We start from the raw sequence: 10,594 nt of genomic DNA on the forward strand, positions 1-10,594 counted from the left end.
CCCCCGCCCCCGCCCCGCCGCCGCCCGCAAATGTGGAATTCCCGCCGCTCACCCTGCAGGGCATTTTCTATCGGCCCAAAAATCCTTCCGCCGTCATCAATAACCGCACCCTGTTTGTGGGAGATCAAATCGGCGAAGTGAAGGTCATCGCCATTGAACCGCGCAGCGTCAAGGTGGAGCTGCGCGGCGTGGTCAAAGTCTTATGGCTCTAAGGCAGTGGCTCTTGGGTTGGCGGCGCTCGCCCGTCGCGGCGCGAGTCGTGCCCTTTGTCATCTTCCTCCTCCTCACCGGCCTGGCCGGACAATGGGAAGGCCTGCCCCGCTATTTCCTTTACCTCCTCAAAACCCTGGCTGGCGCCTGGCTCCTGTGGCTCGCGCGCCACGCCCTCGCCGAATTGGAATGGCGCTTCAACGCCCCCGCCGTCGCCGCCGGCCTGCTCATCTTCCTCCTCTGGGTGGGCCTCGACCCCTTTTATCCCAAATGGGGCCGCCCGCCCCTCCCCTGGAATCCCCACGAAATCTTCGGCCACGGCACCCTGCTGGCCTGGTTTTTCATCGCCGTGCGCCTCGCCGGCTCCACCCTCCTCGTGCCCATGCTCGAAGAAGTGTTTTACCGCAGCTTCGTCTATCGCTACCTCGCCCACAAAGACTTCCTCTCCGTCCCCCTCAACCGCTTTCTGCCCCTCCCCTTTTTCGCCACCTCCGCCCTGTTTGCCGTCGAACACTACGAATGGCTGGCCGGGCTGCTCACCGGCTTCCTCCTCCAGGGCCTCGTGCTGTGGCGCAACCGCCTCGGCGACGCCGTCACCGCCCATGCCGTGGCCAACCTCGCCCTCGGCCTCTACGTCATCCTCCGCGGCCAGTGGCAGTTCTGGTAAGCCGCATGGAAACCCGCCTGCCCCCCTGCGTCCTCTTTGAGGACGAGCATCTCCTGGTGGTCAACAAACCGCCCGGCCTCAACACCCACGCCCCCGCCCCCTACGCCGGCGAGGGCCTCTACGACTGGCTGCGCCATCGCGAACCCCGCTGGAGCCGGCTCGCCATCGTCCACCGCCTCGACAAGGAAACCTCCGGCCTGATGATCTTCGCCAAAACCGCCCTCGCCTGCCAGTCCCTCACCGCCCAGTTCACCCGCCGCCAAGTCCACAAACGTTACGTCTTTCGCACCCGCGGCACCCCCCCGCGCCCCACCTGGTCCGTCACTTCGGAAATCATCCGCGCCGGCGAACACTACCTCAGCCGCCCCGCCCGCGACCCCGCCACCGCCGCCGTCACCCGCTTCACCGTCTTGTCCCGGGGCGCCACCTCCGAAATCGAGGCCCGCCCCCTCACCGGCCGCACCCACCAAATCCGCGTCCACGCCGCCGCCAGCGGCTGCCCCATCGTGGGCGATGTCCTCTACGGCGGCCCCCCGGCGCATCGCGTCGAATTGCACGCCGCCGAAATGGCCCTCCACCACCCCGCCACCGGCCTGCCCCTCCGCTGGCAGGCACCCCCTGATTTCGCCGCAGACCCCGCCCGCGCCCGCCGCCAGGCCTTCATTCATCCCGAGGAAACCACCGCCTTCCGCCGCTGGCACGGCGCCGCCGACGGCCATCCCGGCCTCTACCTCGAGGCCTGGGGGGACTTCGACCTCCTCCACGCCGCCGCCCCTCCCTCGCACCTCCGCGCCCCGCCCGGCGGCGGCCTCTACTTCCAGCCCCGCCTGCCCGTCGTGCGCGGCAAACCACCCCAGGAAGTCGCCCCGCGCCTCCTCGACGGCCGCGCCGCCCCCCCCGCATTCACCGTCCGCGAAAACGGCGTCGCCTACGAAATCCGCTTCACCGAGGGCTGCTCCGTCGGCCTCTTCCTCGACCAGCGCGACAACCGCCGCCGCCTCCTCACCGCCCACGTGGCCCGCGACTTCCCCCTCTACCTCCCCCCCCCGCCGCACGAGGTGCTCAACGTCTTTGCCTACACCTGCGCCTTCAGCGTCTGCGCCGCCCTCGGCGGCGCCCGCGCCACCAGCCTCGACCTCTCCCGCAAATACCTCGACTGGGGCCGCCGCAACTTTGCCCTCAATCACCTCGACCCCGCCGCCCATGATTTCATCTACGGCGACGCCTTCGCCTGGCTCAAACGCCTCGCCCGCAAAGCCCGCCAATTCGCCGTCGTCATCCTCGACCCCCCCACCTTCTCCCAATCCAGGGAACACGGCGTGTTTCGCGCCGAAAAAGATTTCCCCAACCTCGTCCGGCTCGCCCTGCCCCTCCTGCGCCCCGACGGCGTCCTCCTCGCCAGCACCAACGCCGCCGCCCTCCCGCCCGCCCGTTTCGTGGAAATGATCCACGCCGCCGCTCAGGCCGCCGGCCGCCGCATCCGCCAGCAACATTACGTCCCCCAGCCCCCGGATTTCCCCATCACCCGCGAAGAACCCGCGCATTTGAAAACCCTCTGGCTGCGTCTCTCTTAACCCCCCCCGCCTATGTCCGCCCCAACCACACCCGGCCGCCTCCCCGAAACCTCCCGCCGCCTCCAGCCGCCGCCCCCGCGCTGGCGCCACGACCTCGCCGGCGTCCTCATCCCCGAAGACCGCCTCGCCCGCCGCGTCCGCCAGCTTGCCGCCGCCATCCAGCGCGATTACCGCCACCGCGAGCCCGTCCTCGTCGCCCTCCTCAGCGGCACGGTGGTCTTCCTCGCCGACCTCGTCCGCCACCTCGAACTGCCCCTCCGCCTGGATTTCCTCTCCGTCTCCAGCTACGGCGCCTCCACCACCAGCGGCGAACTCACCTTCACCAAGGACCTCCGCCTCGACATCCAGGGCAGGGACGTCCTCGTCGTCGAAGACATCCTCGACACCGGCCGCACCCTCACCGCCGTCCTCGCCAAACTCCGCGCCCACCGCCCCCGCCGGCTCCGCGTCTGCGTCCTCCTCGACAAACCCGCCCGCCGCCAGGTGCCCGTCACCGCCCACTACACCGGCTTTCGCATCCCCGATTTCTTCGTCGTCGGTTACGGCCTCGACTTCGCCGAGCGCTACCGCAACCTCCCCTTCATCGGCGTCCTCAAACCCGAAAAGTACGCCACCCCCGCCCCGCCCGCCTGACCCCCGCCGCTTTTCCGTGGCCCCCGGCCGGCCTTTGCGCTAAAAACCTGCTCATGCTGCGCATCGCCATTGTTGGAACCGGCGCCATCGCCGACAGTCACCTCCAGGCCTACCTCAAATGGCCCAACGCCTGCCGCATCGTCGCCCTCGCCGACCTGTACCCCGAGAAAGCCCGCGAAAAAGCCGCCAAATACGCCCTCCCGGACGCCCGCCTCTTTGGCGGCTACGCCGAGCTGCTCCAGTGGGGCGCCTTCGACGCCGCCTCCGTCTGCCTGCCCCCCTTTGAACACGCCGCCGCCTCCGTCGCCCTCCTCCAGGCCGGCAAACATCTCCTCGTGGAAAAACCCATGGCCCCCACCCTCGAAGAATGTGACCAAATGCTCGCCGCCGCACGCCAGACCGGCGCCCTCCTCAGTGTCGTGGCCCAAAACCGCTTCCGCACCCCCATGATGCGCGTCAAACGCCTCCTCGACTCCGGCCGCTTCGGCCGCCTCCTCCATGCCCAGGTGGACAGCTTCTGGTGGCGCGGCAGCCGCTACTATGACCTCTGGTGGCGCGGCACCTGGGCCAAAGAAGGCGGCGGCTGCACCCTCAATCACGCCATCCACCACGCCGACCTCTTCCTCTGGATGGCCGGCCTCCCCCGCGAGCTCCTCGCCCTCACCGCCAATCTCCACCACGACAACTCCGAAGTCGAAGATTTCTCCGCCGCTCTGATGCGCCTCGAGCACGGCGCCCTCGGCCAGTTCACCGCCTCCCTCGTCCACCACGGCGAAGAACAACAACTCGTCTTCCAGTGCGAGCGCGCCAAACTCTCCATCCCCTGGGCCCCCAAGGCCTATGTCCAAAAGGAAAACGGCTTCCCCGAAGAAGCCCCCGATGTCCTCGCCGAGCTGCAACGCGCCTATGAAGAACTCCCGGAACTCCCCCTCACCGGCCACGATGCCCAGGTGGCCAACTTCCTCCACGCCATCCTCGGCCGGGAATCCCTGGTGGTGGACGGCCTCCAGGGGCGGCGCACCGTCGAACTGGTGACCGCCATTTACGAATCCGCCCACACCGGCCGCTGGGTGCGCCTGCCGCTCCCCCCTGATGCCCTCTTCTACACCCGCGCCGGCGTCCTCCAAAACGCCCGCCATTTCCACGAGAAAACCCGCAGCATCGCAAACTTCGCCACCAGCGACATCTCCTTCGGCCGCCAGCTCTGAGGCCCCGCCCGCCCCGCGCTGCGCCCGGCCCGCTCCTTCACCACTGCATCGCCCGGAACCGCCGCGCCGCCTCCTCGGCATTCGCGCGGCTGTTGAACGAGGAAACCCGAAAATACCCCTCCCCCTGCGCGCCAAAACCGCTCCCCGGCGTCACCACCACCTGAATCTGCTGCAGCAGCGCATCAAACGCCTGCCAGCTCGTCCAGCCCGGCGGCGCCTTCACCCACAAATACGGCGCATTCTGCCCGCCGTACACCGTCAACCCCCCCGCCTGCAGCCCCTCGCGCAGCAGCCGCGCATTGCCCATGTAATGCTCAATCAACTGCCGCACCTGCGCCTGCCCCTCCGGCGTGTACAGCGCCTCGGCGGCGCGTTGCACCATGTAACTGACCCCGTTGAACTTGGTGGCCATGCGCCGGTTCCACAACGGATGCAGCGGCCGCCGCTGGCCCTGGTCATCCATCGCCAGCAACGTCTTCGGCACCACCGTGTACGCGCACCGCACCCCGGTGAAACCCCCGTTCTTCGAAAAACTGCGAAACTCAATCGCGCACTCCCGCGCCCCGGGAATCTCATAGATCGAATGCGGCAGCCCCGCATCCCCAATGTACGCCTCGTACGCCGCGTCAAACAAAATCAACGACCCATGCCGCAGCGCGTACTCCACCCACGCCTGCAACTGCCCCCGCGTCGCCACCGCCCCCGTCGGGTTGTTGGGCGAACACAAATAAATCACATCCACCGGCTCCCGCGGCGGCTCCGGCACAAAGCCATTCGCCGGCGTGCACGGCAGATACCGCAACCCCGCGTAGGCCCCCGTCTCATCCGCCGGCCCCGTGTGCCCCGCCATCACGTTGGTGTCCACATACACCGGATACACCGGATCCGGTATCGCCACCGTGTTCTGATGCCCCAAAATGTCCAGAATGTTCCCGCAATCGCACTTCGACCCGTCGCTCACAAACACCTCGTCATCCGCCACCTCCAGCCCCCGCGCCCGGAAATCATGCTCCGCAATGGCCGCCCGCAAAAACTCATAACCCTGCTCCGGCCCGTACCCGCGAAACGTCTCCCGCCGCGCCATCTCGTCCACCGCCCGGTGCAGCGCGGCAATGCACGCCGCCGGCAGCGGCTCCGTCACATCCCCTATCCCGCACCGCACCACCCGCGGCGCCAGCTCCGGATGCTGCTCGCCAAAGGCCTTCACCCGCCGGGCAATCTCCGGAAACAAATAGCCCGCCTTCAATTTCAAATAATGCGCATTCAGGTATGCCATAATAATGCCGCAAAGTTTGCAACCCCCACCCCGCCCTACCGCAGCGCCGCCTGCAAACGCGGCAGCAGCTCCTCAATCCGCACCCGCTCCTGCTCCCCCGTGTCCCGATGCCGCAGAGTCACCGTATCCTTCAACTCGGGCGTCTCGCCCAACGTGTCAAAATCAATCGTCACGCAGAACGGCGTGCCCGCCTCGTCCTGCCGCGCATAACGCCGCCCTATCGAGCCGGCCTCGTCATAAAACGCCAGCATCTCCCCCCGCAGCCGCGCATACACCTCCCGCGCCCGCGCCACCAGCTCCGGCTTGTTCTTCAACAGCGGAAACACCGCCACCTTGATCGGCGCCACCCGCGGATGCAACCGCAGCACCACCCGCGTCTCCTTCTTCCCCTTCTCATCCACCGTCTCCTCCTCGTGGTAGGCGTTGCAGAGCAGCGCCAGCACCAGCCGATCCACCCCCGCCGACGGCTCGATCACGTGCGGTATGTAGCTCCCCCGCGCCAGCTTCTCAAAATACTGCTGCCCCGCCTGCTCCGCCTGCGCCCGCGCCTCCGCCTCCCCCAGCCCCTTCTTCTGCAGCGCGGCCGCCTTCTCCTCCACAAACCGCCGTTGCAGCGCCGCCCGCTGCTCCTCCCCCAGATTCTTCCACGCCGTCCGCACCTCCTCGTCAAACACCTCCATGCTCTTGCCGCTGTGCTTCTGATGCTGCGACAAATCAAAGTCCCCCCGCGCCGCGATGCCCTCCAGCTCCTGCGTCCCGAAGGGAAACTGATACAAAATGTCCACCGTCGCCTTCGCGTAATGCGCCAGCTCCTCCGGCTTCTGCCAGTACTCCTCCAGCCGCGCGCGCGGCAGCCCGATGCTCTCGTAAAAACGCATCCGCTCCTCCACCCAGTACTTGTGCCACACCTCCCACCCCCAGTTGGCCTGCGGCTCCCCCGGATGCCCCGGGGCCGCCACCTGCGCCACCGCCCCCGCCTGCGCCGCCACCGCCTCGTCCGGCTTGATGAAAAACTCCAGCTCCATCTGCTCAAACTCCCGCGAGCGGAAGGTGAAATTGCGGGGCGTCACCTCGTTGCGAAAGGCCTTCCCCATCTGCGCAATCCCAAACGGCACCTTCATGCGCGAGGTCTCCAGCACGTTCTTGAACTGCGCAAAAATCGCCTGCGCCGTCTCCGGCCGCAAATACGCCACATTCTCCTCGTCCGCCACCGGCCCCACGTACGTCTTGAACATCAAATTGAACGGCCGCGGCTCGGTCAGCAGCGACCCGTTCTCCGGATTGAACCGCTGCGAATTCTCCACCTTCTCCGTCCGCTCCCCCAGCAGCTCGATGGAGCCTTCCTTCCCCAGCCCCCGCTCCCGGTAATACTGCACCGCCGTCTTCCGCGCGCTCTCCGGCGGCTTGCCCGGCGTCAACAGCACCGCGTATGGCTCCTGCACCTCCCGCCCCGTCGCCGTGTTGCGCGCCCCGCTGTAATGATACGCAATCCCGGACTGCGGCTCGATTTGATCCGCCCGAAACCGCTTCTTCGTCAGCAGACAGTCGCACATCGGATCGCTGAACGTGTCCACATGCCCCGACGCCTTCCAAATCTGCGGATGCATGATGATCGTCGCGTCCAATCCCACCACGTCCTCCCGCCGGTGCACCATCCACCGCCACCACTGCTCCCGCACGTTGCGCTTCAGCTCCGCCCCCAGCGGGCCGTAGTCCCAAAAACCGTTGATGCCGCCGTAGATCTCCGACGACGGATAAATGAACCCCCGCCGCTTGCACAGCGACACGATCTTCTCCATCAACTCATTGCTTTTCGCTTCTGCCATAAAAACCCGCAGTTTTGGGCAAGCCCCGCCCCCTGTCAAGCGGACGCATCGCGCACCCCGCCCGCCCCGGGCCAAACACGCCCCCCTTGAAAACGCGCGCGGGCCGGGTTTCCGCCCGGCCCGCCGCCCCTCCGCTCCTCCGGCCCCGGCCTTAATCCAGCGCCGGCTCGCTCCCGTCGAGCATCTTCACCTTGTTGTGCTTGAAATACTCGCGCGTCAGCGCCTTCACCATCGTGGCCCGCTGATCATACAACCGCCGCAACTTCCGCGGCTTGTGCTTGGCCAGGGCGTAATGCGTAAAAATCGGCATCGCTATCGTCGTGTCCGTGTAGCACACCACCGCGTCCGGCAGCCGGTCCGGATCCACCTTCCCCCAACTGACCGCCTCGCTCGGCGTCGCCCCGGACAGCCCCCCGGTGTCGGGCCGCGCGTCCGTGATCTGGAAAAAGTAATCCTGCCCGTATTCCTTGATCCGCAGCACCTCCTGAATCTGCGGCTCCGTCTGCAACATGAAGTTCTTCGGACTGCCCCCGCCCCACAACACCACCCCGCTCTTCCCCCCCGACCGCTTCGCCGCCAGCACAAACGCGGTGGTCTCGTTCACATCAATCGAGGGATTGATCCGCAGCTTGTTGCCCCGCAACTCCACCCCCGCCACATTCATCCCAATCGTCGAATCCCCCGGCGACGACGTGTAGCACGGCACCCCCGCCCGATACGCCGCCGCCAGCACCGACACATCCTTCAGCCCCGCCTTCCGCTCCCACTCCGCGCAATACCGCCCCAGCAGATAATGCAGCTCCGCCGTCCCCATCTCCTTCTGAAACTCCGGCTGGATGAGGATCGACCGCAGAATCTCATCCGTCGCCATCAGGCAGTCGCTGTACCCGATCAGCACATCATAAATCCGCACAATGTCGTTCTGCCGCAGCTCCGTGTCGTCCAGCTTGAAACTGCCCACCCGCACCGGAAAATTCAGCGCAAAATGCATGTCGTGGTACAAAATCGCCCCCGTGGACACGATCCAGTCCACAAACCCCGCCTTGATCAGCGGGATAATGCACGAACACCCCAGCCCCGCCGGCGTCAGCGCCCCCGACAGGCTCATCCCAATCGTCACCTCCGGCTCCAGCATCTTCTGCACAAACAACTGGCACCCCTCCTTCAACCGCGCCGAGTTGTAGGCCAGAAACACCTCGTCCACCAGATACTCCACCGATTCCTTCCCCGTCAGATTCTTCGGCAGAATCCGCTTCCCCGAAAGATACCGGTCCCGATGCGGGCATTTCTTCTTCTTCAGCCAGTCCGGCATGTCGCTCAAATCCTCACGATATCGGCTGTGACGTTTCTCTTTCATGATATGTCGCCTTGCTGCGTTGTTCCCAAAGCCGACTTAATGTACGTCTCCGCCCGCGCTTGCCAATCTTTTTCGCTCCCCGCCTCCTCCCCCCCATCCCCCTGCCCCCTTCCCCATTGTCAACCGCCCCGTTTTGGGGCATGGTATCTACAGAAGACCGGCGCGTTGTGCCCAAGGCATTCAAATCGCTGAAAGGACAGTTGCTGCTGGACGGCGGCAAGCTGGGGGGCTCTTTCTTTCATCGCACCGTCGTCCTGGTCTGCCAGCACGATGCCGAGGGCGCCTTCGGCCTGGTCTTGAACCGCCCCACCCAGACCAAAATCGGCGAAGCCGTCGTGGCCGACCTGCCCGAGGTGCTCAAAGAACAAACCCTCTACCTCGGCGGCCCCGTCCAGACCAACGCCCTCAGCTATCTGCACTCCGACCTCTTCCTCCCCAACGCCAGCGTCATGCCCAACCTCAACCTGGGCCATTCCCTCGACTCCCTCATCGAGCTTGCCCAGTCCAGCTCCCCCACCCAGAAGGTCAAGGTCTTCGCCGGTTACGCCGGCTGGAGCCCCGGCCAGCTCGATGAAGAAATGCGCCGCAAGGCCTGGCTCACCCACCCCGCCTCCCTCGACCTAATCTTCACCGACGAGCCCGAAAAATTGTGGCAGACCATCCTCCGCGCCAAAGGCCCGGAATACCGCCTCCTCTCCCAAACCCCCAAAGACCTCTCCTGGAATTACCCCCCCGCTCCCGCCTCCCCCGCCACCGCAACCACCAGCAGCTTGTCCACCCGGTGCCCGTCCATGTCCAGCACCTCCACCTCATACGGCCCCGCCCGAAATCGATCGCCTTCCACCGGCACCCGCCCCAGTTGTTTCATCACCCACCCCCCCACCGTCCGGTAATCCCGCCCCGCCCCCTCGTCCACCGGCAACCCGGCGCAGCACCTCTGCAGCTCCCCCACCTCCAGCAGCCCATCCACCAGCCAGGAGCCGTCGGGCCGCGCCACCGCGCACGGCCGGCTCCGCTCCTGCGGCGACGGAAAATCACCCAGCACCGCCTCCATCAGATTATGCAGCGTCACCAGGCCGGCAATGCTCCCGTATTCATCGGTCACCAGCGCCACCTGCTGCCCGGTCTGGCGAAAGGTCTCCAACAACGTCGTCGCCCGCTGGCTGAACGGCGCGTAAAGCGGCGGCGTCACCAAATCCGCCAGCCGCAGCGGCGCCCCCGCCCCTAGCTGGGCATACAGGGCCTTGACCGTCACCAGCCCCACCACTTGATCCCGCGTCCCCCCATACACCGGAAACACCGAATGCCCGCTCACCACCACCTTGTGCCATACCTGCTCCGGCGGATCCTCCACCTGCAGCCAGAATATCTTGGCCCGCGGCGTCATCAAATCCGCCAGCCGCAACCGGTCCAAATGCAGCACCCGCTCAACCATCTGCGGCTCCGCCTGATGAAACACCCCCGCCCGCCGCCCCTCCTCCATCAACACCCGCACCTCCTCCTCCGTCACCGGCGCGGCGGAGCCTTCCCGAATCCCCAGCACCCGCAACAAAAAATCAGCCGTCACCCCCAACAGGCTCACCACCGGCTGAGCCACCCGCGCCAACACCTGCATCGGCTGCGCCATCATGCACGCAATCCGCTCCGGCTGGCTCAGGGCTATCCGCTTGGGCACCAGCTCCCCCAACACCAGCGACATATACGCCACCCCCCCCCCCCCCCCCCCCCCCCCCCCCCCCCCCCCCCCCCCCCCCCCCCCCCCCCCCCCCCCCCCCCCCCCCCCCCCCCCCCCCCCCCCCCCCCCCCCCCCCCCCCCCCCCCCCCCCCCCCCCCCCCCCCCCCC

Annotated in this window: 10 protein-coding genes and 1 pseudogene; 6 read left to right on the forward strand and 5 right to left on the reverse strand. The window is 66.8% G+C overall.

The annotated features are described in order from the left end of the window. The 5 genes from N3J91_08135 to N3J91_08155 form a co-directional block, all read left to right on the forward strand. Positions 1 to 212, forward strand: a 212-nt coding sequence (locus N3J91_08135) for a hypothetical protein (protein ID MCX8156399.1), incomplete at its 5' end; no start/stop codon positions are given. Further along, positions 203 to 877 carry a CAAX prenyl protease-related protein gene (locus N3J91_08140; protein MCX8156400.1) on the forward strand — a complete coding sequence of 225 codons (675 nt, stop codon included), beginning with the start codon at positions 203 to 205 and terminating at the stop codon, positions 875 to 877. The genes N3J91_08135 and N3J91_08140, both read left to right, overlap by 10 nt. Continuing rightward, positions 862 to 2,451, forward strand: a complete 1,590-nt coding sequence (locus tag N3J91_08145) for a pseudouridine synthase (GenBank protein MCX8156401.1) — start codon at positions 862 to 864, stop codon at positions 2,449 to 2,451. The genes N3J91_08140 and N3J91_08145 overlap by 16 nt, the downstream gene beginning before the upstream one ends. 12 nt (positions 2,452 to 2,463) lie before the next feature. Then, the gene (gene hpt / locus N3J91_08150) at positions 2,464 to 3,084 is read left to right on the forward strand and encodes a hypoxanthine phosphoribosyltransferase (protein MCX8156402.1); all 621 of its coding nucleotides are present in this window, start codon (positions 2,464 to 2,466) and stop codon (positions 3,082 to 3,084) included. A gap of 53 nt (positions 3,085 to 3,137) precedes the next feature. Then, complete coding sequence (locus tag N3J91_08155) at positions 3,138 to 4,292, forward strand: Gfo/Idh/MocA family oxidoreductase (protein ID MCX8156403.1); 1,155 nt, start codon at positions 3,138 to 3,140, stop codon at positions 4,290 to 4,292. A gap of 37 nt (positions 4,293 to 4,329) precedes the next feature. On the opposite strand, the gene N3J91_08160 is transcribed toward N3J91_08155, so the two are convergent. From N3J91_08160 to speY, 3 genes are all read right to left on the reverse strand, one after another. After that, positions 4,330 to 5,568 (reverse strand): LL-diaminopimelate aminotransferase, encoded by a 1,239-nt coding sequence (locus N3J91_08160; GenBank protein MCX8156404.1) that lies wholly within the window; start codon positions 5,566 to 5,568, stop codon positions 4,330 to 4,332. Between the two features lie 35 nt (positions 5,569 to 5,603). Beyond that, a complete protein-coding gene (locus tag N3J91_08165) occupies positions 5,604 to 7,394 on the reverse strand; it encodes a glycine--tRNA ligase (protein MCX8156405.1) in 1,791 nt (596 codons plus the stop codon). Positions 7,395 to 7,545: 151 nt separating this feature from the next. Then, positions 7,546 to 8,751, reverse strand: a complete 1,206-nt coding sequence (gene speY / locus N3J91_08170; protein MCX8156406.1) for a deoxyhypusine synthase — start codon at positions 8,749 to 8,751, stop codon at positions 7,546 to 7,548. Between the two features lie 140 nt (positions 8,752 to 8,891). Here speY and N3J91_08175 point away from each other — a divergent pair, with 140 nt between their 5' ends. Further along, positions 8,892 to 9,644, forward strand: a complete 753-nt coding sequence (locus N3J91_08175; protein ID MCX8156407.1) for a YqgE/AlgH family protein — start codon at positions 8,892 to 8,894, stop codon at positions 9,642 to 9,644. Here the strand turns inward: N3J91_08175 and N3J91_08180 are convergent. Both N3J91_08180 and N3J91_08185 read right to left on the reverse strand, forming a co-directional pair. Further along, positions 9,569 to 10,426 (reverse strand): annotated as a pseudogene (locus N3J91_08180) (hemolysin family protein). The gene N3J91_08175 and the pseudogene N3J91_08180 overlap by 76 nt on opposite strands. Then, positions 10,308 to 10,594 (reverse strand): hypothetical protein (locus tag N3J91_08185; GenBank protein MCX8156408.1); only part of this gene is annotated, 287 nt, incomplete at its 5' end. The gene N3J91_08185 and the pseudogene N3J91_08180, both read right to left, overlap by 119 nt.

The organism is Verrucomicrobiia bacterium, from assembly GCA_026414565.1.
Taxonomy (GTDB): Bacteria; Verrucomicrobiota; Verrucomicrobiia; order Limisphaerales; family Fontisphaeraceae; genus Fontisphaera.

Excerpts from the sequence above, each read along its gene's own strand:
- N3J91_08140 (MCX8156400.1), top strand. The coding sequence starts at position 203 with ATGGCTCTAAGGCAGTGGCTCTTGGGTTGGCGGCGCTCGCCCGTCGCG.
- hpt (MCX8156402.1), top strand. The coding sequence starts at position 2,464 with ATGTCCGCCCCAACCACACCCGGCCGCCTCCCCGAAACCTCCCGCCGC.
- N3J91_08155 (MCX8156403.1), top strand. The coding sequence starts at position 3,138 with ATGCTGCGCATCGCCATTGTTGGAACCGGCGCCATCGCCGACAGTCAC.
- N3J91_08160 (MCX8156404.1), bottom strand. The coding sequence starts at position 5,568 with ATGGCATACCTGAATGCGCATTATTTGAAATTGAAGGCGGGCTATTTG.
- N3J91_08165 (MCX8156405.1), bottom strand. The coding sequence starts at position 7,394 with ATGGCAGAAGCGAAAAGCAATGAGTTGATGGAGAAGATCGTGTCGCTG.
- speY (MCX8156406.1), bottom strand. The coding sequence starts at position 8,751 with ATGAAAGAGAAACGTCACAGCCGATATCGTGAGGATTTGAGCGACATG.
- N3J91_08175 (MCX8156407.1), top strand. The coding sequence starts at position 8,892 with ATGGTATCTACAGAAGACCGGCGCGTTGTGCCCAAGGCATTCAAATCG.